This window comes from Nakamurella lactea DSM 19367 (assembly GCF_000426645.1).
GTDB lineage: Bacteria > Actinomycetota > Actinomycetes > Mycobacteriales > Nakamurellaceae > Nakamurella > Nakamurella lactea.
In genome coordinates, this window is sequence record NZ_AUFT01000023.1 from 1 (window position 1) to 26,624 (window position 26,624).

General features: G+C 70.1%; 24 protein-coding genes. 14 read left to right on the forward strand and 10 right to left on the reverse strand.

Annotated features, from left to right (window positions below):
* Nucleotides 1-821 (reverse strand): DUF222 domain-containing protein (locus K340_RS0119835; protein ID WP_029137986.1); only part of this gene is annotated, 821 nt, incomplete at its 3' end.
* Between the two features lie 155 nt (nucleotides 822-976).
* The gene (locus K340_RS34570) at nucleotides 977-1,702 is read right to left on the reverse strand and encodes a methyltransferase domain-containing protein (protein WP_161632148.1); all 726 of its coding nucleotides are present in this window, start codon (nucleotides 1,700-1,702) and stop codon (nucleotides 977-979) included.
* A 106-nt stretch (nucleotides 1,703-1,808) separates the two neighbouring features.
* On the opposite strand from K340_RS34570, the gene K340_RS0119845 reads away from it, so the two are divergent.
* Both K340_RS0119845 and guaA read left to right on the forward strand, forming a co-directional pair.
* On the forward strand, nucleotides 1,809-2,216 hold the full coding sequence (locus K340_RS0119845; RefSeq protein WP_029137987.1) for a VOC family protein: 408 nt from the start codon (nucleotides 1,809-1,811) through the stop codon (nucleotides 2,214-2,216).
* A gap of 243 nt (nucleotides 2,217-2,459) precedes the next feature.
* Nucleotides 2,460-4,037, forward strand: a complete 1,578-nt coding sequence (gene guaA / locus K340_RS0119850; RefSeq protein ID WP_037365870.1) for a glutamine-hydrolyzing GMP synthase — start codon at nucleotides 2,460-2,462, stop codon at nucleotides 4,035-4,037.
* 45 nt (nucleotides 4,038-4,082) lie between these two features.
* Here the strand turns inward: guaA and fdhD are convergent, their stop codons facing one another.
* Entirely contained in the window at nucleotides 4,083-4,934 is an 852-nt protein-coding gene (gene fdhD / locus K340_RS0119855) for a formate dehydrogenase accessory sulfurtransferase FdhD (protein WP_037365872.1), read from the reverse strand.
* Nucleotides 4,935-5,033: 99 nt separating this feature from the next.
* On the opposite strand from fdhD, the gene mobA reads away from it, so the two are divergent.
* A complete protein-coding gene (mobA, locus tag K340_RS31750) occupies nucleotides 5,034-5,633 on the forward strand; it encodes a molybdenum cofactor guanylyltransferase (protein WP_037365875.1) in 600 nt (199 codons plus the stop codon).
* On the opposite strand, the gene K340_RS0119865 is transcribed toward mobA, so the two are convergent.
* On the reverse strand, nucleotides 5,602-5,829 hold the full coding sequence (locus K340_RS0119865) for a hypothetical protein (RefSeq protein ID WP_029137990.1): 228 nt from the start codon (nucleotides 5,827-5,829) through the stop codon (nucleotides 5,602-5,604). The genes mobA and K340_RS0119865 overlap by 32 nt on opposite strands.
* Nucleotides 5,822-7,501: a PspC domain-containing protein gene (locus K340_RS0119870; RefSeq protein ID WP_029137991.1), complete on the reverse strand. Its 1,680-nt coding sequence runs from the start codon at nucleotides 7,499-7,501 to the stop codon at nucleotides 5,822-5,824. Before K340_RS0119870 ends, K340_RS0119865 begins: the two co-directional genes overlap by 8 nt.
* 111 nt (nucleotides 7,502-7,612) lie before the next feature.
* Here K340_RS0119870 and K340_RS31755 point away from each other — a divergent pair, with 111 nt between their 5' ends.
* Nucleotides 7,613-9,166 carry an ATP-binding protein gene (locus K340_RS31755; protein ID WP_245599652.1) on the forward strand — a complete coding sequence of 518 codons (1,554 nt, stop codon included), beginning with the start codon at nucleotides 7,613-7,615 and terminating at the stop codon, nucleotides 9,164-9,166.
* The gene (locus K340_RS0119880) at nucleotides 9,163-9,870 is read left to right on the forward strand and encodes a response regulator (RefSeq protein ID WP_037365878.1); all 708 of its coding nucleotides are present in this window, start codon (nucleotides 9,163-9,165) and stop codon (nucleotides 9,868-9,870) included. The genes K340_RS31755 and K340_RS0119880 overlap by 4 nt, the downstream gene beginning before the upstream one ends.
* A gap of 24 nt (nucleotides 9,871-9,894) precedes the next feature.
* Here K340_RS0119880 and K340_RS0119885 read toward each other — a convergent pair whose 3' ends face one another.
* On the reverse strand, nucleotides 9,895-10,218 hold the full coding sequence (locus tag K340_RS0119885) for a chorismate mutase (protein WP_029137993.1): 324 nt from the start codon (nucleotides 10,216-10,218) through the stop codon (nucleotides 9,895-9,897).
* 269 nt (nucleotides 10,219-10,487) lie between these two features.
* Nucleotides 10,488-11,486: an endonuclease/exonuclease/phosphatase family protein gene (locus tag K340_RS31760; protein WP_161632149.1), complete on the reverse strand. Its 999-nt coding sequence runs from the start codon at nucleotides 11,484-11,486 to the stop codon at nucleotides 10,488-10,490.
* A gap of 452 nt (nucleotides 11,487-11,938) precedes the next feature.
* Here K340_RS31760 and K340_RS0119895 point away from each other — a divergent pair, with 452 nt between their 5' ends.
* The 3 genes from K340_RS0119895 to K340_RS0119905 all read left to right on the forward strand — a co-directional run bounded on the left by K340_RS0119895 (nucleotide 11,939) and on the right by K340_RS0119905 (nucleotide 16,355).
* Nucleotides 11,939-12,931, forward strand: coding sequence for a sodium:calcium antiporter (locus tag K340_RS0119895; RefSeq protein WP_029137994.1), 993 nt, complete (start codon nucleotides 11,939-11,941; stop codon nucleotides 12,929-12,931).
* 33 nt (nucleotides 12,932-12,964) lie between these two features.
* Nucleotides 12,965-13,747: an MBL fold metallo-hydrolase gene (locus K340_RS0119900; RefSeq protein WP_037365898.1), complete on the forward strand. Its 783-nt coding sequence runs from the start codon at nucleotides 12,965-12,967 to the stop codon at nucleotides 13,745-13,747.
* Between the two features lie 64 nt (nucleotides 13,748-13,811).
* Nucleotides 13,812-16,355 carry a UvrD-helicase domain-containing protein gene (locus tag K340_RS0119905; RefSeq protein ID WP_029137996.1) on the forward strand — a complete coding sequence of 848 codons (2,544 nt, stop codon included), beginning with the start codon at nucleotides 13,812-13,814 and terminating at the stop codon, nucleotides 16,353-16,355.
* 80 nt (nucleotides 16,356-16,435) lie between these two features.
* On the opposite strand, the gene K340_RS0119910 is transcribed toward K340_RS0119905, so the two are convergent.
* From K340_RS0119910 to K340_RS0119920, 3 genes are all read right to left on the reverse strand, one after another.
* Entirely contained in the window at nucleotides 16,436-17,794 is a 1,359-nt protein-coding gene (locus tag K340_RS0119910; protein ID WP_211229556.1) for a C39 family peptidase, read from the reverse strand.
* A gap of 143 nt (nucleotides 17,795-17,937) precedes the next feature.
* Nucleotides 17,938-18,459, reverse strand: a complete 522-nt coding sequence (locus K340_RS0119915; protein WP_245599653.1) for a hypothetical protein — start codon at nucleotides 18,457-18,459, stop codon at nucleotides 17,938-17,940.
* 46 nt (nucleotides 18,460-18,505) lie between these two features.
* Nucleotides 18,506-18,865, reverse strand: coding sequence for a hypothetical protein (locus K340_RS0119920; protein ID WP_051266968.1), 360 nt, complete (start codon nucleotides 18,863-18,865; stop codon nucleotides 18,506-18,508).
* A 114-nt stretch (nucleotides 18,866-18,979) separates the two neighbouring features.
* On the opposite strand from K340_RS0119920, the gene K340_RS0119925 reads away from it, so the two are divergent.
* The 6 genes from K340_RS0119925 (at nucleotide 18,980) to K340_RS0119950 (ending at nucleotide 26,614) form a co-directional block, all read left to right on the forward strand.
* Nucleotides 18,980-21,136, forward strand: coding sequence for a hypothetical protein (locus K340_RS0119925; RefSeq protein ID WP_029138000.1), 2,157 nt, complete (start codon nucleotides 18,980-18,982; stop codon nucleotides 21,134-21,136).
* A 156-nt stretch (nucleotides 21,137-21,292) separates the two neighbouring features.
* Nucleotides 21,293-21,598: a WXG100 family type VII secretion target gene (locus tag K340_RS0119930; RefSeq protein WP_029138001.1), complete on the forward strand. Its 306-nt coding sequence runs from the start codon at nucleotides 21,293-21,295 to the stop codon at nucleotides 21,596-21,598.
* Nucleotides 21,599-21,798: 200 nt separating this feature from the next.
* A complete protein-coding gene (gene sucC, locus K340_RS0119935) occupies nucleotides 21,799-22,983 on the forward strand; it encodes an ADP-forming succinate--CoA ligase subunit beta (RefSeq protein ID WP_029138002.1) in 1,185 nt (394 codons plus the stop codon).
* A gap of 10 nt (nucleotides 22,984-22,993) precedes the next feature.
* Entirely contained in the window at nucleotides 22,994-23,890 is an 897-nt protein-coding gene (sucD, locus tag K340_RS0119940; protein WP_029138003.1) for a succinate--CoA ligase subunit alpha, read from the forward strand.
* 162 nt (nucleotides 23,891-24,052) lie between these two features.
* Nucleotides 24,053-25,129 (forward strand): DUF5336 domain-containing protein, encoded by a 1,077-nt coding sequence (locus K340_RS36755; protein WP_154674375.1) that lies wholly within the window; start codon nucleotides 24,053-24,055, stop codon nucleotides 25,127-25,129.
* 120 nt (nucleotides 25,130-25,249) lie between these two features.
* Nucleotides 25,250-26,614 (forward strand): cell division protein PerM, encoded by a 1,365-nt coding sequence (locus K340_RS0119950; protein ID WP_029138004.1) that lies wholly within the window; start codon nucleotides 25,250-25,252, stop codon nucleotides 26,612-26,614.
* Nucleotides 26,615-26,624 lie beyond the last annotated feature (10 nt).

Here is a 26,624-nt window from a genome sequence, read left to right on the forward strand (position 1 = left end):
GTGCGGGTCTCGCCGCCGACACCGCGGATCGCTTTCGCCCTCTTCAGCAGGGTCGCGTACACCCGCACACCCTGCGCCAGCGGCAGCGACGCACCGAGGTTCGCCATCCCGTCCTTACCCGGCCGCACCCAGACCCGGCGGTCCTTCTCCGCGGCAGTGCGCCGAGCGATCAGGCCGTCCGGGTCAATCGCGTACGCGGCGGCGTCGGCGGCCTGCTCGGTCTGCGCCTTGTTCCAACCCGACATCCGCGGGGAGATCCCGGCATCGACCAGGGTCGCGTCGGTGTCGCTCAGGTGTGAGGTGCGGTTCGCCAGGATCGCGCACTGGTCCTCGGACACCGCGCCCGCCCACAGCTGTTTCAGCGCTTCGGGGAGCCGGTCCCGCAGGGTGACCGCCAGGCCGACGTGCCGGGACGCGGCGACCGGGGAGATCCGCCGGGCGAACCCGTGGGGGCACCTCCCGCTTGCGGGGGACTGCTCGGCGATGCCGCGGCCCAACTTCGACGCCGGAACACCGGATGCGGACTGTTCGGCGCGTTGCTGTTCGGCGAACGCCACCTCCTCCGCCAACTGCGCCGCCGCCAACACGGCCCGGGCCTGCTCCAACGCGGCGATCCGCTCGATCCGGGCGGCCGCGTCGCGGGCAGGCGCGGCGGTCCGCAGAATCTCGGTGAACGCCGTCACCGACTGGACGACACCGTCGCCGACGGAACTGAGCAGCGCGTCCAGTTCCAGCTCCAACGGCCCGTACCTCTCTACCGGCCGTTGCACATCCACCTGGAGTCGCCCTCTGGTGGCCGCCTGCCACGTGCCTGTCGTCACCCCGTCACCCCCGTATCGATCATACGTTCGATTCTACGACGAACCGCCGACACCGCAAGGGATCCGGCCGACAAATCCGGGCCTGTTCGCCGGCGGCGAAACCTGGGATCGATCGAACGTTCTGCGCCACAACCGGAATGCGTGTTCGCGCGGCTTCAATTGCGGTCCGCCGAGAACACGATCCGGTCGAGTAGGACGGCGTCAGGTGCATCCTGCTGCTGTGTATCCGTCCACCAACTGTCGAGGCGCCTCTTGTCGACAGCGCCGGTAGATGCGATGCGGGCCAGGGCTTTCGGGATGTTGACGGCGGTCAGGTCGGCCAGCGTCGACCGCATGGTGTCGACGCGCATTCGCACGCTCGTGAACCCGGCCGCCTCCAGCGCCGGCGGCAAGTTGGAACGCAGATCGGGTTGGCGGAAACCTGCCGGCACACTTTCGGCGACCAGACCCGCGAACGCCGGATCTCCTACCGTCAGCCTGAAGGAATTCCAGTGGGTCTCCAGAGACGCGAATCGACCACCACCGATCGTCAACCGGGCGAGTTCGGCGACCGCCGCCGGTAGATCGGACAGATGTTGCAGGACTCGCTCCGTGTGGCAGCCGTCAAAGGCAGCGTCCTTGAACGGCAGGCCCGAGGCGGTGCCTCGAACCACCGGTGTTCGCGGACCGCAGCGCTGTCGCGCCTGCGTCGTCATCACGCTGCTGACATCCACCCCCACCGGCTGAGCCCCCAGAACAGTGAGCGTCTCGAGGAAGTGCCCGGCGCCGCAGCCGAGATCGAGAATCCTCTGCCCGGGCCGGACTCCGAGCGCGTTCAGGGCCATCTGCTGCAGTTCGGCCAGACCCCGCGTGGCTCGGTCCAAATAGTCGACCAAGGCCAACGGGTCGGCGCTGGCGTCGACATCGACGAATTCGGACATGACCAGACGTTAGCGTGAGGTGCCGAACTCAGGTGCGGCCGCGCGCGCATCCTGCAAGGCTCGACCGATGAGCTCACATATTGCGAACATCTGCTTCGACGCCCACGATCCCTACGCCCAGTCGAGCTGGTGGAACAACGTGCTCGACGACTTCACCCTCGGGCCCGACGATGCGCCCGGCGACGAGGAATGCGGGCTCGAGGGCCCGAACGGGCAGGCGCTGCTGTTCCTCAAGGTGCCGGAGGGCAAGACGGTGAAGAACCGGGCGCACCTGTGTCTGGTGTCGGCCCAGCAGGACCGCGACGCCGAGGTGCAGCGGCTTCTCGACCTGGGAGCCGCGATGTACGACGATCGCCGCCTTCCGGACGGCAAGGGCTGGGCAGTGCTGCAGGATCCGGAAGGCAACGAGTTCTGCGTCCTGCGCAGCGACGCGGAGCGGGCGGCCGATCAGCCGTCGCCGGCCGGCCAGGGTTAGACTTCTGCCGAGCTGACCGACGACGGTGGCTAGGGTTCCGTCACCCCGAAGTGGGTGAGCAGGTCCGAGCGCCACAGCTGTCGCCGCATCCCTGCGGCGGGCAGTCACCTCCGGGAGAAAAGCCCAGGGAGGGACCGGTCGGTGCCGAACGTGCCGGCGGACTGGATCCGCGAACGGCGAGCGGCGCCGAGCGGGTGACCCTCGGTCCGATCGTCAGCCGGCACCGACCCGAAAGGGACCGACGTGCCCGAGAACGCCCTCACCGAACCAGACCACAAGCCCGTGCTGGTAGTCGATTTCGGCGCTCAGTACGCCCAGCTGATCGCGCGCCGGGTCCGCGAGGCCGGGGTGTATTCCGAGATCGTCCCGTCGTCGATGCCGCTGAGTGAGCTGCTGGCCAGGGAGCCGGCTGCGGTGATCCTTTCCGGCGGCCCGTCGTCGGTCTACGCCGAGGGGGCGCCGCAGGTCGACCCGGCGCTGTTCGACCAGCAGCTCCCGGTGTTCGGGATCTGCTACGGCTTCCAGGCGATGACCGCCGCGCTCGGCGGCACCGTCGACCGCACCGGCCGACGCGAGTACGGGCCGACCCGGCTGCAGGTAGCCGATGACCACGGCACCCTGCTGCGCGACTTGCCGGGCAGCGCCGAGGTCTGGATGAGTCACGGCGACGCGGTTGCCATCGCGCCAGACGGCTTCACCGTGACTGCCGGCACCGCCGACACCCCGATCGCCGCTTTCGAGAATGTCGACCGTCGACTGGCCGGCGTCCAGTACCACCCGGAGGTCGCACACACCCAGTTCGGCCAGGATGTGTTGCGGCGCTTCCTGTTCGACATCGCTGGGCTGACGGCAGACTGGACACCGGGGGAGATCCTGGTCGAGCAGGTCGCGGCCATCAGGCAGGTGGTCGGCGGCGACAAGGTGCTGTGCGCGCTGTCCGGCGGGGTCGACTCGGCGGTCGCGGCCGCCCTGGTGCACCGCGCCGTCGGCGACCAGCTGACCTGTGTGTTCGTCGATCACGGCCTGTTGCGGGCCGGCGAACGCGAACAGGTGGAGCGCGACTACGTGGCCGCCACCGGGATCCATCTGATCACCGTCGACGCGTCCGAGCGCTTCCTCGGCGCGCTGACCGGCATCACCGACCCGGAGACCAAGCGCAAGATCATCGGCCGGGAGTTCATCCGGGTCTTCGAACAGGCAGCGGCCGACGTCGCCCAGGTCGAGGGCGGCATCAAGTACCTGGTGCAGGGCACCCTGTATCCGGATGTCGTCGAGTCCGGCGGCGGCACCGGCACCGCCACCATCAAGTCGCACCACAACGTCGGTGGGCTGCCCGACGACCTCACCTTCCAGCTGGTCGAACCGCTCCGCACGCTGTTCAAGGACGAGGTCAGGGCGCTGGGCCGCGAGCTCGGGCTGCCGGAGGAGATCGTCGCGCGTCATCCCTTCCCCGGCCCGGGCCTGGGCATCCGGATCATCGGCGAGGTGACCAGCGACCGGCTGCAGACCCTGCGGGCGGCGGACGCCATCGTCCGCGAGGAGATGACGAAAGCCGGTGTGGACAGCGAGATCTGGCAGTGCCCGGTGGTGCTGCTGGCCGAGGTCAGGTCGGTCGGGGTGCAGGGTGACGGACGCACCTACGGGCATCCGATCGTGCTCCGGCCGGTGTCCAGCGAGGACGCCATGACGGCGGACTGGACCCGCCTTCCGTACGACCTGCTGTCGACGATCTCCGGCCGGATCACCGGCGAGGTGGACGAGGTGAACCGGGTGGTGCTTGACGTCACCCCGAAGCCGCCCGGCACCATCGAATGGGAGTGAGGGCGAACGGCTGTCGGCCCTGCCTACGGGCGGCTGAGCTGCCGGTCAGCGTCGGATCCGGTCGGACCCGCTGTAGATGTTCACCGAGTCGCCGCGAGAGAACCCGGCGAGCGTCAGTCCCACCTCCTCGGCCAGTTCGACGGCCAGCGCGGACGGCGAGCTGACCGCCGACAACACCGGGATGCCCGCCATCGACGCCTTCTGCACCAATTCGAACGACGCCCGGCCGGAGACCTGCAACACGGTGTGCCGCAACGGGATCGCCGCGTCCCGCAGGGCGGCGCCGGTCACCTTGTCGACGGCGTTGTGCCGGCCGACGTCCTCCCGGAGGTAGAGCAGCTCGGCGTCGCCCTGGTCGTCGATGGCGAACAGTCCGGCGGCATGGGTGCCGCCGGTTCGGCGGAACAGCTGCTGGCCCTGCCGCAGCCGTTCCGGCAGTGCCAACAGGGTCGTCAGCGGAACCGTCGCTGAGTCCAGGGCGACGGCGTAGCCGGACTGCTTCGTCACCGCCTTGATGGATGACGTCCCGCAGACCCCGCAGGACGAGGAGGTGTACAGCTGTCGGGCCAGCGCCGGGTCCGGCGGCGGTACACCCGCGGCGAGCCGGACGTCGACAATGTTGTAGCTGGCCGATCCGTCGGCATCGACACCGGGGCCATATGAAATCTCGGCGATCTCGCCCGCCGAGGTGATCATCCCCTCGCTGAGCAGGAACCCGATGGCCAGGTCGAAGTCGTTGCCGGGAGTGCGCATGGTGACCGCGAACGACACCCCGCCGACCCGGATCTCCAGCGGCTCCTCGCCGGCCAGCAGGTCGGCCCTGGTGTCCTCGGTGACGCCGGCGGCGGTGTCGTTCGTGCGCAACCGGAGCACCGGGCGGCGTTTGCTCGCTCTCATCGGTTCCCCGGTGAGCGCGCGCTGGAAGCAATTTCGGTGTGCGTCATCCCTGCCGACGATAGCCGCCGCGGATCCCGGGCGGCCGTCGATACTGGACCGGTGATCTTCGACGCGATCGTGCCGGCCGGTGGCCGGGCCACCCGGCTCGGCGGGCTGGACAAGGCGCAGCTGACGGCGGGTGGCGAGTCGTTGCTGGACATTGCGCTCCGGGCCGCTGGTGCGGCCAGGACGACGGTGGTGGTCGGCGGCCCCGATCTGCCGGTGCCCGGCCCGGTGCTGCTGGTCCGGGAGGACCCACCGTTCGGCGGTCCGGTGGCCGCGGTCGCCGCCGGGATGACGCGGCTGCCGCTGGATCCGGCGGACTGGGTACTGCTGCTGGCCGTCGACCAGCCGGGTTCCCGCGCACTGGTGACGGCGCTGCTCGCCGCCGCGGAACTGCCGACGGCCGCGGGTGTGCAGGCCCTGATCGGGGTGGATGACGCCGGTCGCCGCCAGTGGCTGGCCGGGCTCTACCGGCCCGGCCCGCTCGCCGCTGCACTGCGCCGGGGCGATCCGGCCGGCCGCTCGATGCGGGCGCTGGCAGCGGACCTGGCTGTTCGCGAGGTGCTGCTGCCGGCCACCGCCGTCGGGGATGTCGACACCCCGGCCGAGCTGACGGCCTGGCAGCTCAGTCGCCGGAGCGACCCGGCAGGGCAGTGAGCACCATGGCCAGCCCGACCAGGGCGACCACCCCGGCGATGATCCATTTGGTGGCGCTGTCGGCGAGCCATTGGAAGTTCCCGGTGAAGCCGACCACCGCGACCACGCCGAACACCAGTGCCCAGAGCACGCCGACAATGCTCGGGCCACGGCCGGTGCGCTCGGTCCGGTCCGACTCGTTCGTCTGCTCAGCCACGACGCACCTCCAGGTTGCCGGCGCCGACGTGCGCGGTGAGCTCGAAGGTCCCCGCGTTCTGGTTGCCGGTCTCGTTCCGGTGGCTCTCGTTGCTGGCCCCGTCCCGCTGCTCGCCCAGGCAGGACATCGAGCCGACGTTGCCGGTGCAGGTCGCCTGGACGTTGGCATCGTTCGGCAGGATCACCGTCAGGTCGCCCATGTTCAGGTCGGCATCGATGGTCACCGTCTCGCCCTTCGGGACATCGACGTTGGTCAGATCCAGGGTCGCGTCACCGGCGGCGAGTGAGAAGCTGCCGTTGGCCGCCTCGATCTCGGCGACCGTCGTCGGTGTCCAGGTCCGGTCACCGAAGCCGCCGGTGCCGCTGAAGCCGGTGACGGTGAAGAACGCGGTGGCCAACGACAGCAGGATGCCGACGCCGATCAGGTTCGACCGGCGGCCACGGACCGCCGAGACGAAGACCCCGACCGCCACCACGGCCAGCGCCGAGGCGCTGATCGCCGCCCAGCTGACGTCCCACCAGTGCACCGAGACACCCAATGCCATCGTCGCGGCGACGATCAATGCGACGCCGAAAGTCGCGCGCCCCAATGCCTTCGCCCGCCGGTTGCGGGCCAGCTCCTGCGGCGATGGCGGCACCGGGCCGGGCTCGGGCAGATCCCAGGCGAACGGCGCGGCCCCCAGCGGGTCCCAGGCCGGGGCTGACGGCCGGTAGGGCCGGCCGGAGTCGGAGGCGGCGCGGTCCGGGTCAACCGAGGTCGGGTCGACCGAGGTCGGGTCGACCAAGGTCGGGTCAACCGAGGTCGGAGCGGGCGCCGTCGGAGCGGGCGCCGTCGGACCGGGCGCCGTCGGACCGGGCTTGGCCAGATCGACCGGCCCGGCGGACCGGGCGGCGTCATCCCAGAATGCCGGCGCCTCGAACGGTGAGGAACCACGGGAGCCGGACCCGGTGCGGTCGGCGCCGGCATCGGCGGCCCCGGTGCGGCCGGCGCCGGAATCGGCCGGCCGGGCGCGGTCGCCGCCCATCCGCCGTCCGAGATCATTGCCCCACCGCTCTGCCCGGCGACCGAAGTCATCGGCCCAGCGCTCGGCCTTGCGGCCGACGTCGTCGCCCCAGCGCTCGGCCTTGCGGCCGACGTCGTCGCCCCAGCGGCCGGCCCGGTCGGCGAAGTGCTGCAGGTGCTCGCCGAACTTGTCGCTGTCGTGGAAGCGCCAGCTGCGCCGACGCCGGCGGCCGACCACGAAGAACACGATGGCGGCGACGATGGCGATCGGCAGCAGGTGCCGTCCCCAGGTGAAGGTGGAGGTGAATGAGCCGAGCACCACCAGGCACAGCACCACGGCCAGCGGCGCCGGCACCGACGACCGACCGCGTCCGATCAACGCCTCGCCGGCGGAGGCCTGGTCGTGATCGCCGGGCAACAGCAGCCAGCCGAGCGCGTAGATGCCGACCCCGGCGCCGCCGAAGATGGTGAGCACCACGAAGGCGATCCGGATCAGCACCGGATCGACGCCGAGCGCCCGGCCGATGCCGCCGGCGACGCCGCCGATCTTGCGGTCCCGGCTCGAGCGCCGGAAACGGTGCAGCGGGTGCCTGGGTTCCGGCGGCTCACCGTACGGCTGCTCGAACGGCGGCTGCTCGAACGGTGGTGGGTAGGACTGCGACGAGGTCATGACTCGAGCTTGCCGAAACCGGCTGGTCAGCACCATCGGGGATGACCCTGGTTGCCGAAACCAGGGTGGACCCCGATCCACCTGGCAGCTGATCCGTGTGACAGTGGACAGGTGAGCGCACCGACCCCTGCCCCGGACAACCGGCCGGACCCCGAAGCGGCCGCGGCCGCCGGTCCGCCGCCGGATCCGGCGACCCGGGTCGAGAACCTGGCCGCGCCGGCCGACCGGCCGGCGTCAGCCCAGCCGGCCCCGTCAGCCCAGCCGGCCCCTTCAGCCCAGCCGGTCCCTTCAGCCCAGCCGGTCCCGCCGGCCCCGCCGGCCGTCGGATCCCGGGCCACCGCCGCGCCCCGCATCGCGCTGCAGACCCCGGATGGAATCGACCGGTTGCTGCGGCGTCGGCAGGGCGCGGTGCTGGCCGGTGTCGCCGGCGGCGTCGCCGACCACCTGAAGGTCCCGGTGATCTGGGTGCGGGCGGCCTTCGCCGTGCTCAGCGCGCTGGCCGGCGCCGGGTTGGTCGCCTACGCGCTGCTGTGGATCTTCGTGCCGCAGAATCCGGCGGTCACCGGACCGCCGACGCCGACCACCGCACGGGAACGCCGGCAGGCCTTCGGCATCGCCGCCATCGGGCTCGCGCTGGTGCTGATCGGGACCGCGCTCGGCTTCAGCAGCGCGGTCGGCTGGGTGCTCGGCCCGCTCGGGCTGGCCGCCGTCGGCGCCGCCTTCATCTGGCGGGAGGCCGACGACACCCGCCGGGCCAGGTGGCGGCGCTCGGCCTCCGGCCTGGCCACGCCCGGCGCCGGCGCCTGGTGGCGGCTGGGTGGCGGCATCGCGCTGGTGATCGGTGGGCTGACGGTGTTCGCCCTCGGCCAGTTCGAGTTCTCCGCCATCCGGTCGGCGCTGATCGCCGTGCTGCTCACCCTGGTCGGCATCGCGCTGATCACCATTCCGTGGTGGCTGCGGCTGGTCCGGGCGCTCGGCGACGAACGCAGCGAGCGGATCGCCGAGACAGAGCGGGCCGAGATCGCCGCCCACCTGCACGACTCCGTACTGCAGACGCTGGCGCTGATCCAGCGGCAATCCGGTGACGCCAGGGAGGTGCTGCGGCTGGCCCGCGGACAGGAACGTGAACTGCGGACCTGGCTGTACGGACCCGCCGGTTACGCCGGTGCGCGCGGCGCCCCGGGGCACACCGACGGCGACACCATGCTGGCCGCCGCCCTGGCCACCGCCGCCGCCGATGTCGAGGACACCTACGCGGTGAAGGTCGAGCCGGTGGTGGTCGGCGACGCCGAGGTACATCCCGGGCTGGCGGCGCTGGTCGCCGCCGCGAAGGAGGCGATGGTCAACTCGGCGAAACACTCCGGCGAGACCGAGCTCAGCGTGTACGCCGAGGTGGAGGGTGGCACCGCGAGCGTCTTCGTCCGCGACCGGGGGGTCGGGTTCGATCCGAACGCGGTCGACGCCGACCGGCGTGGCCTGGCGGAGTCGATCCGGGGCAGGATGGACAGGCACGGCGGCACCGCCAGAGTCCGGTCCGAACCCGGACACGGCACCGAGGTGGAGCTGACCATGCCGATCGAGCAGCAACAGCCGCCGGTTGAACTGAAGAAGCGACCCGAGAAGGAGTCGGCCCGTACGGCCGACTCCACAGGAGCCGATCGATGACGGAGCAGGACCCGACAACCCCCGAAGACACCGAGACGCCGCAGGCGAAGCCGCCGGTACGGGTGTTCCTGGTCGACGACCACGCGATGTTCCGCTCCGGGGTCAAGGCCGAACTCGCCGGACTGCACGACGAACGGATCGAGGTGATCGGCGAGGCCGGCTCGGTCGGCGAGGCGGTGGTCAGGATCCAGGGCGATCAGCCGGACGTGGTGCTGCTGGACGTGCACATGCCCGACGGCGGCGGCCGCGCGGTGCTCGACCAGGTGCACGATGCCCTGCCGGAGGTGGTGTTCCTGGCGCTGTCGGTGTCCGACGCCTCCGAGGACGTCATCAACGTGATCCGCGGCGGGGCCCGCGGGTATGTCACCAAGACCATCTCCGGTCGGGAACTGGCCGACGCGGTGGTGCGGGTGGCCGCCGGCGACGCGGTGTTCTCGCCCCGGCTGGCCGGGTTCGTACTGGACGCCTTCTCGGAGAAACCCGGTACGGCGCCGGTCTCCGATCCCGAACTCGACCTGCTGTCGCCGCGGGAGCGCGAGGTGCTCAAGCTGCTGGCCCGCGGCTACGCCTACAAGGAGATCGCCTCCCAGCTGTTCATCTCGATCAAGACGGTGGAGACTCACGTGTCGTCGGTGCTGCGGAAGACGCAGAAGTCCAACCGCTACGAGCTGTCCCGCTGGGCCACCGACCGCCGGCTGGTGTGAACTGGTCCGACCGCCGGGTTGACGTCAGTCGCGCCTGACCGGACGGCCGAGGTTGCCGCGGCCGAGCGAGAGCAGCAGCATGCCGAGGTCGGTGCCGGCGGGGCCGAGATCCTGGAAGCGTTCCAGCACCTTCATCTCCCGGGAGTAGACGATGCGCGGTCCGCCGATCGCCTTGCGTGCGGCGCCGATCGCGTTCGAGATGGCGGTGCGACGCTGGATCAGGCGGACCAACTCGGCGTCGATCGCGTCGATCTCGACCCGTAGCTCGTCGATGCCGGCCTGATCGGCGGGCACCTCGATCTTGGGCAACGGTGCTGGCTGTTTCGGCGTGTCCATGGTGGTCCTCATCGTGGGGGTCTCCTGTCAGTCTGACAGCGGTGTCGCCGTCTTCGGGTGAGATCCCCGGGCCCCGCCGGACTGTGGCGACGAGAAAGCCCCGAGATCTCTTGGATCTCGGGGCTCGCAGTGACGGTGTGCTAGCTCAGGCCGTCAAGGGCGCCGGGATCCGGTACCCATAGAAAAATCGACGACTGGCGTTGCTCACCTGACCAGTGAACCACCGGATCTGCCATGCCACAAGGTGATCCCAGCATGCGGACATATCCGTGCGGCAGTCGTCAGCCGCGTCGCAACTGCACGACCAACGCCCGGTGGTCACTCCCGCCGGTGCGAACGGTCCACGCCGCAACGCCGCGGTAGCGCTGCGGGTCGACGATCACGTGGTCGATCGGCGCGGCCAGGGCTGACGGCAACCATGACGGCCAGGTACCGGAGCCGCCGGCGCCGGCCTGGTCCGCCGCGTCCGCACAGGTCAGCTCGGCGAATGCCGGGTGGTCGACAGTGGCGTTGAAGTCGCCGGCCACGATCACGTTCGATCCCGGAGTGCACAGCCCCGTCACCGTCTTGCTCTCCGAACGCCAGCCGGACAGCGTGGAACCGATCGACGGACCGACCGGGTGGACGGCGATGATCGTTGGCGCGGAAGGAGAATCGCCGATCGGTTCGAGCCGCAGCGAGCCGTACAGCAGGTCCGGTCCCTGGGCCTGCCGGTAGCCGCCGAGACTGCGCCGGACCATCGCCGACACCGGCAGCGGGTACGGCTCGGGGGTGCTCATCGAGAACACCTCGAAATCGAGCCCGGCTGCGCCGAGCAGATCGGCAGCGGCGGTGGTGCTCGCCCGGTCCGCCTCCGGCAGCATCACGATGTCGGCGTCGGACCTGCGCACCAACTCGGCCAGCTGCGCCGGGGTGGTGGCGGTGTCGAGAGTGTTGAATTCAACGACGGTCAGGTCAGGGTCGGCCACCGCGGCGGTCCCGCTTCCGCGGGCCACCACGGTGACGCCGAAGATCGCCCCGGTGGCCAGCAGCGCAACGCAGATCGTCAGCACGGTCGCTGACCGCAGCCGGCCGCGGATCGCCGCGCCGACCGCCACCAGCACCGCGATCGCGCCGGCACCCAGTCCCAGCAGCAACTTGAAGCTGATGGCCTGGGCGACCAGCGGCAGGCCCGAGAACCCGATCGGTCGGGCGAACAGCCCAGCCAGGCACCCGCCAACGACGATGACGGCGATCACCGGCCCGGTCTTCCCCGAGCGAGCGGGCCGCCCTGTCGCCACCGTCTCCTCCGTCACCCGACCAGGACGCATGGCGGCGGTGAAGGTTCCGTGGCATTGGTAGCGGAGGGACGACGCTACGACAGCTTCTGAAGGGTGGGCCCACGTCGGGTGTCGGCTCTACCGAGGAACGAAGGTTCCGTTGACCTCTGAAGGGTGGGCCCACGTCAAGTGGCATTGGTAGCGGAGGGACGACGCTTCGACAGCTTCTGAAGGGTGGGCCCACGTCGGGTGTCGGCTCTACCGAGGAACGAAGGTAGAGTGACACCCGAAGGGGAGTAGCCCCCTCACCGTGACGTCGACATGCTGGAGCCCCCTGTGGTTCCCGGCGCACGGGCCGGACATTGTTCCGGTGGGCGAGACCTTCGACCGACGACGATCCGGTGCACCCAGGTGTGCTGGTGGCTCGGGTCGAAGTCGCTGCCCCAGCGAAATCCTCCCGCGCCGGAGGACCCATGCTCACCGCGATCCTTCTGCTGCTGCTCTCCGCTGCGGCGATCTATCTGGCGTGCTCGTGGTTCGTCAACGCGGTCGAATGGCTCGGCGCCCGGCTCCGGGTCGGTACTGTCGCAGTCGGTTCGGTCCTGGCGGCGATCGGCACCGCCCTGCCCGAGTCAGTGGTGACGTTCGTCGCCGTGGTTTTCGGGTCCGGCTCCGACCGTGACGAGATCGGCATCGGTGCCGCGATGGGCGGTCCGTTGGTGCTGTCCACCATCGCCTACGCGGTGGTCGGCATCATGCTGATCCTGGTGCATCACTCGGTCCGCAAACGACCTGCCGGCGCACACGCGCTGATCAGCGACCAACGCTGGTTCTTCGTGCTATTCATTGCCAAACTCGTTCTGGGACTGGTGGTTTTCAGCTGGAAGCCGTGGCTGGCGCTGGCCTTCCTGGCGGCCTACGCGGTGTATGTGGTGCGTGAGTTGCGCGATGCAGCGGCCGACGGCGGCCACTCCGCCGACGAACTGGAGCCGCTGAAGCTGACTCCACGGCGCGTGCGACCGCCCGGCTGGGCGATCGCGGCCCAGACCATCGGCACCCTGGCGGTGATCTTCGCGGCGAGTCAGTTGTTCGTCGGTCAGATCGAGACGCTGGGGCCACATCTGGGTCTGGCGCCGGCCGTCACCGCGTTGCTGCTCTCGCCCATCGCCACCGAACTGCCGGAGGTGCTCAACGCGGTGATCTGGGTCCGGCAGGGCAAGGAGGCGCTGGCGCTGGCCAATGTCGCCGGCTCGATGATGATCCAGGTCACCATCCCGTCGGCGATCGGGATCGCCTTCACCCCTTGGCATTTCAGTCCGACCGTCACGCTGGCCGGGGTGATCACGCTGGCGGCGGTGGCGACCACCCTGATCCTGGGCAGGCTGAAGATGCTGACGTCGGGAACGCTGCTCATCGGGTTCGGGTTCTACGCGATCTTCTTCGTCGGCATGCTCCTGCTGAACTAGCCGACGAGTGCGACGGTCGGCATAGTGGTCGGCATGGCCAGTCACTTGACCGTGTTGGGCAGCTGCGGGGCATGGCCGGAGGCCGGGCGCTCGTGCAGCGGATTCCTGCTGGAGCACGATGGGTTCAGGGTCGTGCTCGACCTGGGATACGGAACGCTGCCACGGTTGTTCGCCGCCCTCGGCTCGTCTGTCGGCGCGGGCATCGATGCGGTGATCGTGACTCATCGGCACCCCGATCATGCGGTGGATCTGCACGCTCTGCTGCGCGCCAGGTGGTACGGCGGACGAGGGGAGCCGCCGATCCCGTTGTACGCACCTTCCGGCGTGCTCGACCTGTTGGCCGCCTTGGAAGATCCGGATGACGGCGATCGCGCCGGTCAGGTATTCGATTGGCATCCGCTGCCGTCGTCCGACTACCGGATCGGCCCGTTCCGGCTGCTGTCCATGGCCCTGCCGCACTGGGTGCCGAATGCGGGAATCCGACTCGAGGCCGCCGGCCTCACCCTCGCCTACACCGGCGACACGGGTGTCGATCCGGCCCTGGCCGAACTGGCGCTCGACGCCGACCTGCTGATTGCCGAGGCGAGCGATCGATATCAGCAATCGACCACCCCGCAGGTCCCCGGCGACGATCCGAATCTGCATCTCGACGGTCGCAGGGCCGCTGAGGTCGCGTCCGCTGCGGGGGTGAAGCGTCTGATGCTGAGCCACTTCTGGCCGGGCAATGATCGCGCCGCCACGGCCCGGGCGGCGGCGGCGATTTTCGACGGCCCGCTGTTGCTGGCTGACGAAGGTGAACGGATCACCCTGCGCTGAGCGGGTGCACGGTGGGGCGTCGGGGGGCTGGGGTGTCGGCCGGAGGCGCTAGCGTGGAGTAGCCATGACGAGCCTGTTCGAGATCCCCACCAGTCCCGATGGACCGCTCGGTCCAGCCACCCCCGATGCCGGCGCTCCCGACCCCGCCACCAGTGCTCGACGCACGGCCGAGGGGGAGGCGTTGCTGGTCGGGCTCAACCCGCAGCAGCGGGCGGCCGTGGAACATCGTGGGGCGCCGCTGCTGGTGGTGGCCGGTGCCGGATCCGGCAAGACCAGGGTGCTGACCAGGCGGATCGCCTACCTGCTCGCGGCCGGCGGGGCGCATCCTGGCGAGATCCTGGCGATCACCTTCACCAACAAGGCGGCCGCCGAGATGAAGGAGCGGGTGGCCGAGTTGGTCGGCGGCCGGGCCAGGGCGATGTGGGTGTCGACCTTCCACTCGATGTGCGTGCGGATCCTCCGTGCCGAGGCCGCCCACCTGGGGATGAAGTCCACCTTCACCATCTACGACTCGGCCGATTCGCTGCGGCTGGTCACCATGGTGGCGAACGGCCTGGACCTGGACACCAAGAAGAACACCGCCCGGTCGCTGGCCATCGGCATCTCCAACCTGAAGAACGAGTTGGTGGATCCGGCCGCCGCCGCCGAGCGTGCGTCATCGGATGTGGAGAAGATGACGGCCGAGGTGTACGCGGGCTATCAGGCCAGGTTGAAGGCCGCGGCGGCGTTCGACTTCGACGACCTGATCATGCAGGCGGTCACCCTGCTGCAGAAGTTCCCGGCGGTCGCCGAGCACTATCGCCGGCGGTTCCGGCATGTCCTGGTCGACGAGTACCAGGACACCAACCACGCGCAGTACACCCTGGTGCGTGAGCTGGTCGGCGGCGCCGGCGGCGCCGGGGTCGTTCCCGGCGAGCTGGTGGTGGTGGGCGACGCCGACCAGTCGATCTACGCCTTCCGCGGTGCCACCATCCGCAACATCGTCGAGTTCGAACGCGACTACCCGAACGCCAGGACCATCCTGCTGGAGCAGAACTACCGCTCCACCCAGAACATCCTGTCGGCGGCCAATTCGGTGATCGCGAAGAACGCCGATCGCCGGGCCAAGAGTCTGTGGACGGCGGAGGGCAGCGGCGAGAAGATCGTCGGCTACGTCGGCGACAACGAGTACGACGAGGCCAGGTTCATCGGCCAGGAGATCGACAAGCTGGTCGACGAGAACGCCTGCCGCTACGGCGATGTCGCCGTTTTCTACCGGACCAACGCAGCGTCGAGGGCGATCGAGGACATCTTCGTCCGGACCGGGATGCCGTACCGGATCGTCGGCGGCGTGCGGTTCTACGAGCGCAAGGAGGTCAAGGACGTCCTCGCCTATCTGCGGGCGGTGGCCAATCCCGACGACGAGGTGTCGCTGCGCCGGGTGCTGAACACGCCGAAGCGGGGGATCGGCGACCGGGCCGAGGCGCAGCTGGCGGTGTTCGCCGAGCAGGAACGCATCCCGTTCGCCGATGCCCTCCGCCGGGTCGAGGAAATCGGTTCGCTGGCAACGCGTTCGCTCAAGAACATCCTGGGATTCAACGACCTGATGGACGGCCTGCGCCGGGTGGTCGCCGACGGCGGCGACCCGGCCGATCTGGCCACCGCGGTGATCGACCGCACCGGTTATCGGGCCGAGCTGGCGGCCAGCGACGATCCGCAGGACGGCTCCCGCCTGGAGAACCTCGAGCAGCTGGTCACCGTGCTGCGCGAGCAGGCGGAGAACCTGATCGCGGCCAGGCAGGCCGCCGCCGAGGGGGCGGGTGAGGAGGTGGCCACCGCCACCGGACTGTCGGACGACGAGATCGGTGCACTCGCGGCCGAAAGTGCGCTGCTGTCAACGGAACTCGACGGGCAGGGGATGTTGGAGGGGGTGTTGGAGCAGCTCTCGTTGGTGGCCGATGCCGACGCCGTGCCCGACTCCGAGGAGGGTGTCGTCACGTTGATGACGCTGCACACCGCGAAGGGGCTGGAGTTCCCGGTGGTCTTTCTCACCGGGCTCGAGGACGGCATCTTCCCGCACATGCGGGCGCTGGGCGACGACGACGAGCTGTCCGAGGAACGTCGGCTCGCCTACGTCGGCATCACCCGTGCCCGGCGGCGGTTGTACCTGTCCAGGGCCGTCACCAGATCCGCCTGGGGCCAGCCGGGTTCGAACCCGCCGTCGCGATTCCTGGACGACGTCCCGGACGAACTCGTCGACTGGCGGCGGATCGTCACCAACACCCCGTTCGTGGACCGGGACGACGATTTCTTCTCCGGCCGGGCCTTCGGCGCGACCGGGTCGCAGTCGCGATCCTCTCCGGTGACGGCGTCCCGCTTCGGCGAGCGGCGCCCCTCGCGGTTCGGCGCCGACGGACGGCCTGCCGCCGCGGCCCGCCGCACTGGCCTCGGTTCCAAACCGCCGCTCGAGTTGCAGGCGGGGGATCGGGTGACGCACGACAAGTACGGCCTCGGGACGGTGAAAACCGTTGAGGGCATCGGTGTGCGGGCGACTGCCACCATCGATTTCGGCTCCGCCGGCACCATCCGGCTGATGCTCATCGGCGGCGTGCCGATGACCAAGCTCTGACGGCAGCGAGCCCGGGCCGCGGCCCGGGCTCGCTCTGTCACCAGTTCTGTGTCACCGGTTCTGTGTCACCGGCACGGTCGTCACCAGTTCTTCGTCACCCCCGGGATGTTCGCCGGCAGGTGCATACCCTTCGGCACGTTGATGTAGACGATGCCGTCGGTCGCCTTCTGCCAGACCTTCTCGAAGTTCTTGCGGGTGTAGATGCTGCGCACGTTGGCATTGCTGTTGGACGCCGGGTCGTTGAGGATCGGGTCGCCGGCGGCGGTGAAGCCGACGATCACCATCAGGTGACCGTTCGTCGAGTACCCGGCCTCCGGCATCTCGCTCAGGCTCCAGGACAACGAGGTGATCACCGGAATCCCGGCGGCGATGAACTTCTCGGCCTCGGCCAGCGACCGCAGCCGGGTGACGAACGAGGTCAACCCGAAGCGGTGGGTGTAGGCGGTGTTGAACGGCCAGTTGCCACTGCCCTCGTAGGTGTAGTCCCAGGTGTTGATCGCGCCGTAGTCGACCTGCGGGTCGCCGTTCGGGGCGACGATGCCGGCCAGCTCGGCGGCCGGAACGCGCTGCGCGCGGTGCTTCTGCGCCCAGTAGTACAGGACCATCGTGCTGGAGGTCGGGGAGCACCAGACCTCGCCGCCGCCACCGAATTCCGGGTACTCGCCGGCGTGGATGTTCTGGGCGTACGGCGGGACGTTCAGCTCGACCTGGCGGCCGAGGGTGAAGGCGCTGGTCGTCGGTGAGGTCACGGTGGGCAGGTACTCGTTGGTCATCGTGGTGATGCCGTCCAGCACCGGCGAGCTGTGGCTACCGACCGGCCGCAGCAGGGTCACCCGGGTCTGGTAGGCCACCGGCTCGTGCCCGGTCTTGGCCGAGAAGGTGTCGGTCCAGATGTTCGCGTTGGCGTCGCCCTGGTCGTCCAACGACGTGCGGTGGATGTCGCCGGCCGCGAAGTCGTCGCCGGAGGCCCAGCGGCCCATCACGTACCACTTGGTCCAGGTGCCGTCGGCCAGCCGGCCGCGGAAGGTCGTCTCGACCCAGGTGCCGGTGGGGGTGCTGGCGTTCCAGGAGGACACCGATTCGTCGATCGGATAACCGGTCTCGATCACCGGGGAGGTCCAGCTCCCGTACTGGTAGTTCACCGGGGATCCGTCACCGAACGGGTCGGTGTACTCACGCGTTGGCAGGCTGCCGATCGGGCTCAGCCGCAGCCCGCCGCCCAGACCGGGGAGCAGGCCGGACCACCGGCCGTGCAGCAGGCCGGATATTCCGTTCCAGTGCTTGGTGGTGATCTTGTTGGCGGTCTCGTCGGCCGGCTGGGCCGCTGTGCCGGGCTTGGCCGCCGCGGTGGCAGTGGTGGCCGCGGCGGTACCCGCGACGGTCAGGCCTGAGGTGGCCAGGACGACGGACAGGACGGTGATCGCGGTGCGACGGAACATTTCTCTCCCTCAGCTCGGATTGGCGTAAGTTTCCACCGCCAGCGGGAGTTTCGCAATGGTTTCGTCAGCCGACATCTGCCCGGGAGGTGCCCGAGGCGTAGCGGAATGTTGGAGCGAGACGGCGTGAGGTTCGCGCTACCTGGTCAACTTTCCGCTACCTGGGTGGGGACCTCGCCGCGGTGCCGGGTGGCGAACAGCCAACCGAGGCCGAGCAGCGGCAGGATCACCGGGATGAACAGGTAACCGGAGCCGAACCGGGACCAGACGGTGTCGTGCGGGAACGCCGCCTTGTCCAGCAGCGACAACGTGCCGATCACCAGCACCCCGACCAGTTCCACCGCGCAGGCGGTCCAGGCCAGCGGCCGCGACCAGCTGCGGGTGGTGGTCAGCCCGACGGTGGCGGCCACGTAGACCAGCCCGGACAGCAGCGACAGCGAGTAGGCCAGCGGGGCATCGTCGAACCGGGTGGAGATCTGCACCCCGGCCCTGGACACCGCGGCCAGCGCGAAGATTCCGTACAGGGTGGCCAGCACCCGGCGCGGGCCCTTGTTCAGGTCCTCCGGCTGGGCGCCGTCGGTGGGCGCGGTGTCGGTCGGGTCGCCGGCGGCCGGACGGACGGTGGCGGGTTCGGGGGTCCCGGTCCCACCGGAATGCTCGACGGTCATGGCGACCAGTGTCCTCGTCTTCTGGGTCCGAGCCGAACCGGCCCGCTCAGCTGCCGGCCTGCCACAGCTGATGCAGCCGCAGCGTCATCACCGCGACCACCACGGCGGTGAAACACAACGCGATCGATCCCCAGCGGGTGCGCTCCAGCCTGGCCACCCAGATGCCCAGCGGCAGCGGCAGCAGGATGCCGATCGAGTAAGCGATGAACGTCACCCGGTCGTGCGGGATGTCGGCCGTCATCCGGAACCAGCCGATCACCGACTGCACGGCCAGGGCCGCCGTCAGTGCGATCGCGGTGACGATCTGCGGGGCGTTCGCCGGTCGCCGGCGGTAGGCCTGCAGGCCGGTCCAGGCGGCCAGCAGCAGCCCGATGCCGAGCAGGGTCATCGCCAGCGGGGTGATCACAGCTCCGAAAGGTAGTCGACGAGCTCGCAACGAGTGTCCACCGGCGCTGCCGGTGGGTGGCCGGTCGGACCGCGAGAACGGCGCCGATGGGTGCCGGATTGCTACCGTCGAGCGGTGCCGACCACAGCAAGCGTTCCAGCGACCGCTGGTGCCCGCGCCGCGACCCCCGCGGCGTGGCTGACGTCGGTGCTGCTGCTGGTCGCCGGGCTCGGGGCCGGGCTGGCCGCGGTGATCGGGGTGGCCACCCCGCACGTGCCCGGCACCCTCGGCGCCGCCGGATCGGCCGCCTGGGTGGCCCTGCTTCCGGGCGTGCTGGCGGTGCTGGTCACCGCGATCCGGCCGATCGCCGGGCTGGCGCTGGTGGCCGGGGCCGGCATCGCCGGGATCGCCCGGCTGCTCGCCGATCTGTTCGTCCTGCTGCAGCCGGAATCGGTGGCCCGGCCAGAGCTGCTGTATCCGTTGTCCGCCACCGCATTCCCGCTGCGCACCGGGGCCGGCGGCTGGGTGCTGGTGCTCGCCGATCTGCTCGCCGTGCTGGCCGGCGCGCTGGCCGCCCGGGCGCTGGCCCGGACGATCCGGGAGCTCGGCGGTGCGGTGCTGCCCGACTCGGCGGACGGCGTCAGGGGGAGTGGGTTCGTCGGTCACGGCGACGTTGATGGCCAGGGTCACGACCTCGGCGACGGCGACGGCGACGGCGACGGCGACCCGTGGCGGTCCGATGACGGATCGGTCGGTCCGGCGCCCGCCGTCCGGAACATGCAGATGCTCGCCGTCGGGTTCATCGCGATTGCCATTTTCGGATTCTCGGCGATCCAGGCCACCTACACGGGTGGCTACATCGACATGATGCTGTTCGTTCCGGGCAGCGACGCCGGAACGGTGATCGCGCCGTTCCTGCTCGCGTTCGTCGCGCTCTGCGGGGTGGTGGTGGCCGGCGGGCTGCCGCGCACCGTTGCCGTGTCGTTGCTCGGCGGGATCGCGGTGGCCGTCGCCGTCCCGGCGATCACCGCGCTGGTCGTGGCGGGTACCGACGCGCCGGTTCAGGTGTCGTCGTCGGTGGTCGGGGTGCTGACCGGCGCAGTGGTGCTACTGCTGGCCGGCCTGCTGACCCGGGCACGCTGGCGGTCGTCCGACCCGGTGCCGGGCAGCGCCGGTGTCGGATCCGAGGGTGTCGGATCCCGCGTCGGATCCGACGGTGCGGCGCGGGACACTGCTGCCGGGTCGACTGGATTCCGTTGGGCGGCAGCAGTTCTCGGGCTGCTTGCCGGGGTGCTGCTGGTCGTCGGCCGGTGGCTCGACGTCTTCGGCGGCCGCGGACCGGTGCAGACCGTCACCGACCAGGGCGACCTGGCGAACGACTCGACCGGGCTGTCGTTCCTGGTCGCCGGGATCGTCCTGGTGCTGTCCGGCGCCGTCGCCCTGATCGGCCGCAGCGGGCCCGGCCGAGCCGGCCGGGCCGCCCTCACCGTGGTCTGGGGCGCGGCCGTCTGGGCGCTGGCCCGACCGATCTCGTTGCTGGGCGAGTATCGGTCTGGTACCGATCAGGCGGAACTGGCGTTGTCCGGCGGCAGCCTGACCCCCGAACAGCGGGCGCTGGTCGACGCCACGGTGGCGCACTGGTCGATCGGCCCCGGAATGTGGTGTGCGCTGGTCGCCGCCACCCTCGCGCTGGTTGCCGCGGTGCTGGCCGGACTGGCGCTGGCCAGGGAACTGGACGAGGTCACCTCGGTACGTGACGACGACGCCGCCGAGGCCAGCGCCCAACTGCGGCGGCGGCTGGCGGCCGGACTCGCGGTGGTCACGGTGATCGCGCTCGCGCTGCCGTTGTCGCAGCGCGGCGGCGTCACCACCGCTGCCCTGTTCAGTCTCGGTGCCGACAGCTCGTGGGCCGGTTGGGCGGTGCTCGTAGCGGTGCTGGTCGCGCTGGTGGTCGGAGCCAGCAGCAGCAGTGGCTGGATCGCGCTCGGCGCCCTCACCGGCGCCGCTGGAGTGATGCTCTGTTACGTGCTGCCGCCGGCCGGACTGCGCGCCGATGCCGGGTTCGCCACCGGCGCCGGCACGGTGGCCGGGTGGGTGGTCGTGGTCCTGTTGCTGGCCGGCGCGCCGGTGATGTGGTGGTCGGCAAGCAGGGTGGCACCGGCCGCGGTGCCACCGTCGTTGATCGAGGCCGAGCCAGGCCCATCGGGTCGGGCTGGTCAGCAGCGCGGGCAGAGTCGGGAGCGTGGGGAGAGTCGGGAGCCGAAGCGTCGGCCGAAGGGCCGCCGGCGCTGACCGGCTGCCGGAGTTGTGCACATGGGGATTTCTCCCCATGTGGATGGCCTGCGGAAACCGAACCGGGAGCGCTAGCGTCGGACCAACGGGCGCGACCACAGTCGTGGGCACTGTGCGCGCACGTCACCGGATGCACGTCACAGGAATGGACGACAGATGACCACAGCAGGGGTATTCGCCTTCGACACCGACAAGGCCGGCACCGTCGAGACCTCGCTCGGCACGCTGATCACCGACCTGGGGCTGACGCTGACCGATCTCGATGGCTTCGTCACCTGGGTCAAGAGCGAGTGGGACGGCGACGAGATGGAGTTCTACAACGCGATCCACACCGGGTGGAAGAAGAACGCCGAGACGGTGCAGCAGATCCTCGACGGTGTGCATACGGCGATCGGGTCGGTCAAGACCTCGGTGATCGACCTGAGGCAGAACGTCCGGGACGCGATGAAAGAAGAGGGCTGAGCCGGCCCGTCTGCGGGGCGCATGGCGTGGGGAACCTCACCCGTCACTGATTTCGCCCGCAAACCCGGTGCTCGTTAGGGTGAGTCCGACGGTCAATGGCTTGACCGGTTCTGCCCGGCTGGAAGGCTGATCGCTCATTCTTCCTGGCGTCGGAGCGACCGCTGCCGGACCGCCCCGTTCGTCTACCACCGGGAGACCAGATGGACCTGTACGAGTACCAGGCCAAAGAACTGTTCAGCGCCCACGGAGTTCCGGCCCCGCCCGGCGCCGTCGTCACCACCGTCGATGATGCCGTCGCCGCTGCCGAGAAACTCGGCCTGCCGGTGATGGTGAAGTCGCAGGTCAAGATCGGCGGTCGCGGCAAGGCCGGCGGCGTCAAGTTCGCCGCCACCATCGACGACGTGCGTACCCACGCCGGCAACATTCTCGGCTTGGACATCAAGGGCCATGTCACCCGGCAGATTCTGATCACCCCGGCCAGCGAGATCGCCGAGGAGTACTACGTCTCCTTCCTGCTCGACCGGTCCAACCGCACGTACCTGGCGATGGCCACCCACGAGGGCGGCATGGAGATCGAGCAGCTGGCCGAGGAACGCCCGGACGCGCTGGCCAAGATCGCGGTCGACGCGGTCACCGGTGTCGACGCCGCCAAGGCCGCCGAGATCGCCGATGCCGGCAAGTTCCCGGCCGAGGTCCGTGACCAGGTGATCGAGGTGTTGCAGGGTCTGTGGAAGACCTTCGTCGCCGAGGACGCCACCCTGGTCGAGGTGAATCCGCTGGTCAAGGACGGCGAGGGCAAGGTCGTCGCGCTCGACGGCAAGGTCAGCCTGGACGACAATGCCGAGTTCCGTCACCCCGATCACGCCGCCCTGGCCGACAATGCCGCCGCGGATCCGCTGGAGGCCAAGGCAAAGGAGAACGACCTCAACTACGTCAAGCTGGACGGCGAGGTCGGCATCATCGGCAACGGCGCCGGGCTGGTGATGTCGACGCTGGACGTGGTCGCCTACGCCGGCGAACAGCACGGCGGCGTCAAGCCGGCCAACTTCCTGGACATCGGCGGCGGCGCGAACGCGCAGGTGATGGCCAACGGGCTGGACATCATTCTCGGCGACGAACAGGTGAAGGCGGTGTTCGTCAACGTGTTCGGCGGGATCACCGCCTGCGACGAGGTCGCCAACGGCATCGTCGGCGCGCTCGACCTGCTGGGCGACGCCGCCACCAAGCCCCTGGTGGTGCGGTTGGACGGCAACAACGTCGAACTCGGCCGACAGATCCTGACCGAGCGCAATCACCCGCTGGTCACCCTGGCCGACACCATGGACGGCGGCGCAGATCTGGCCGCTGCCAAGGCCGCTGAGCCCGCCGCATCCGCCGCGAAGTAAGGGACGAACAATGTCTATCTACCTGAACTCCGATTCCAAGATCATCGTCCAGGGCATCACCGGCGGGATGGGTGCCAAGCACACCGCGCTGATGCTGGATTCGGGGTCGAACATCGTCGGCGGGGTCAACGCCCGCAAGGCCGGAACCACCGTCACCCATAAGGATTCGGCCGGCAGTGATGTCGATTTGCCGGTGTTCGGCACGGTCGCCGAGGCGATCGAGAAGACCGGGGCTGACGTCTCCGTCGTCTTCGTCCCACCGGCCTTCGCCAAGGACGCGGTGGTCGAGGCGATCGATGCCGAGATCCCGCTGTTGGTGATCATCACCGAGGGCATCCCGGTGCAGGACTCGGCGTGGTTCTGGCAGTACTGCCAGAACAAGGGAAACAAGACCCGGATCATCGGGCCGAACTGTCCCGGCATCATCACCCCCGGTGAGTCGCTGGCCGGCATCACCCCGCACACCATCACCGGCAAGGGCCCGGTCGGGCTGGTCTCCAAGTCCGGCACGCTGACCTACCAGATGATGTACGAGCTGCGGGATCTCGGGTTCTCCACCGCCATCGGCATCGGCGGCGACCCGATCGTCGGCACCACCCACATCGATGCTCTGGAGGCGTTCGAGGCCGACCCGGAGACCAAGGCGATCGTGATGATCGGCGAGATCGGCGGCGACGCCGAAGAACGCGCGGCCGACTACATCAAGGCTCACGTGACCAAGCCGGTGATCGGCTACGTCGCCGGGTTCACCGCGCCCGAGGGCAAGACCATGGGCCACGCCGGCGCCATCGTCTCGGGCTCGGCCGGCACCGCCCAGGCCAAGAAGGAAGCCCTCGAAGCGGCCGGCGTCAAGGTCGGCAAGACCCCGTCGGAGACCGCCAGGCTGCTGCGCGAGGTCCTCGGCTGAGTCGTTGCTCGTCCCGGATCGAGGGCCGGCACCCGCGGGGTGCCGGCCCTCCGTCATTCCGGCGAGTATCGGACCCTGCACGTGCGGACACGGTAAGTTACGCAACGAGTGGGTACCAGACAGAAGCAAGAAGCGAAACACGCCAAGTGAGGTAGGTAGGTCATGAGTGCTCCGTACGGTCCCCCGCAGGGGGGCGCTCCGCAGGGCGGGCCCGGTCCCTACGGCGGCCAGCCCGGACCGGGGCAGCAGTGGGGCCCCGGACCAGGCGGTCCCGGCCCCGGTGGACCCGGCCACGGTGGTCCCGGTGGCCCCGGTCACGGTGGCCCCGGCGGGCCCGGATTCGGTGGGCCGCCGGCCGCCCCGAAGAAGCCGATGGACCTGGGCAAGATCCTGCCGCTGGTGGTCGGTGGGCTCGGTGTCCTGAACTTCATCTGGGGGTTCCTGCCGGCCACCAGTTCCAGCTACGGTTCGACCTCGGTCTACGGCAGCGCGCTCGGCTGGCTGCCACTGATCCTCCTGCTCGGTGGTCTGCTGGCCGTCGGTCCGCTGCTGCCGAAGGGTCATCAGGCCTCCTATGCGGTCGCCGCGATCTCCGTCGTGGGCTTCCTGGGTGCGCTGTTCACCCTGATCATCGCCTCTGGTGCCGGTGGTATCGGCATCGTCCTGCTGCTGATCTTCGGCTTCCTGCAGGCCGCCGCCGCCGTGGTGCTGTGGCTGTTCGACGCCGGCGTGATCAAGGCAGCGGCTGACGGCAGCGTCCAGCTCAGCCCGCAGGCGTTCGGCTCCCAGGTCGGTCAGGGTGGCTACGGCCAGCCGGGCCAGGGTGGCCCGCAATTCGGTGGACAGCACTCCGGTCCGCAGTTCGGTGGCCCGCCGAGCGGTCCGGTGGGCGGCCCGCCGCAGGGCGGTCAGCCGCAGTACGGCCAGCAGTCCGGTCCGTCCAGCTACGGACCCGTCGGTGGCCAGGGTTACGGCCAACCGTCGGCGGATGCGCCGTCGAGTCAGCCCGAGCCCTCGGCGTCCCCGTACGGGTCCGCGCCGACCCACAGCGCGGATGCGCCCTCGTACGGGAACGACGCGCCGTCCTACGGGAACGACGCACCCTCCTACGGAAACGACGCACCGTCCTACGGTGCTCCCGCGTCGGAGTCGGCCGACAGCGCCGGGGCGCCGGACCTGGCCAAGCACGACGACAACGGTGACGACAATCCCGACGTCACCCAGCAGGTCCGTTTCTGAGTGGTGGCCAGCACGGCTGCCGACAGGACGAAGGGGCGCGCCTCCCATGGGGGCGCGCCCCTTCGTCGCCACCGGTGTGTCCGGCGCCGTCGGTGAACCGTTCGTGTGAAAGTGGCTGACATGTCCCCGGCATCTGCGAGCCCGCCTGCCGCCGGCCCGATCACGGCGCCGGTGGGTCGGCACCTGGCGGTCTGCGTGGTGCGGGCGCTGGCCGCGGTCGTCGCCGCACTGCTGCTCGCCTGCGGTGTCGGATTGCTGATCTGGGCGATCACCCCGTCCAGCGGGTCGGCCACCGAGGTGGTGCGGGCGGCGGTCACCGGCCTGGGGGCCGCGAACTTCCTGCCGCCGACGGTGGGCGGGATCGTCCTGACGCTGCCGCCGTTGACGTTCACCGCGGTGTGTTTCGTGCTGGTCGCCTCGGCTGCGAACCGTGGCCGGACGCCCGGCATCGGGCCCGCCCTCGAGTTGGTCGGCGCCCTGGTCGTCGGGCTGGTCTACGGCGCGGTGCTGACCGCGGTGATCGCCGCCCTGGCACCGGCCGGCGCGGCGTCGAACGTCGGCCGAGGCTGGGCGCCGGTCCTGCTCGGCGTGGTGGCCGCCGCGCTCGGGGTGATGCTGCGGGCCACGGTATGGCGGGGGTGGTGGCGAGGTCGGGCGCCGCTGGTGGCCCGGGCCGGGGTCCGGGCCGGCGGGGCCGCTCTGCTGCTGGTGGTGGCCGGGGGAGCGGTGGCGACGGCGGCCGGTCTGATCACCTCGTTCGGTACCGCCATCGACCTGTCGTCGATCGCGGCGCCGTCGGTCGGCGACAGTATCGGCATGGTGCTGTTGTCCATCGCCTTCCTGCCGAACGCTGTGATCGCCGGGGCCGGTTACGTCACCGGGATCGGGTTCCAGATCGGTGTCGGCACCTACTCGCCGCTGGGTACCACCGGGATCGAGCTGCCGGCGTTGCCGTTGCTCGCCGCCGTCCCGGACTCCGGCGGAGTGTCCGGTGCCGGGCTGGTGTTGTTGATCTTCCCGGTCGCCGCCGCGGTCTTGATCGGCTGGATGACGGTGCGTCGGCTGGGCACCAGGCGGGACCGGATGATCGCCGCGCTGCTGGCGTCCGCGGTGGCCGCGGTCGGGATGATGATGCTGGCCATCGTCTCCGCCGGCGGTGTGGTCGGCAGTCCGTGGGCCCATCTCGGGGTCCCGGTGGCCGGTATCGGCGCGGTGACCTTCGGCGGACTCGGCGCGGTGTCGCTGACCATCGCCGCGGTCGCCGGCTGGGGAACCGTGCAGTGGGTGGACCGGCCGGCCGTCGAGGCGGCCGCCACGGCCGCAGCCACCGCCGGTGTGTCACCTCCCGCTGATCCGGAAAACCCGTCGCCAGTCGCGGAAATCGCGGGTTCCGGGGCCGAGTCCGGTGAACTGGAGACGAGTTCTCAGGATGACTCCGTCGAGACAGCCGACCCACCCGAGGATGCCGCAGACCGCCATCACTAGGCTGATCGAG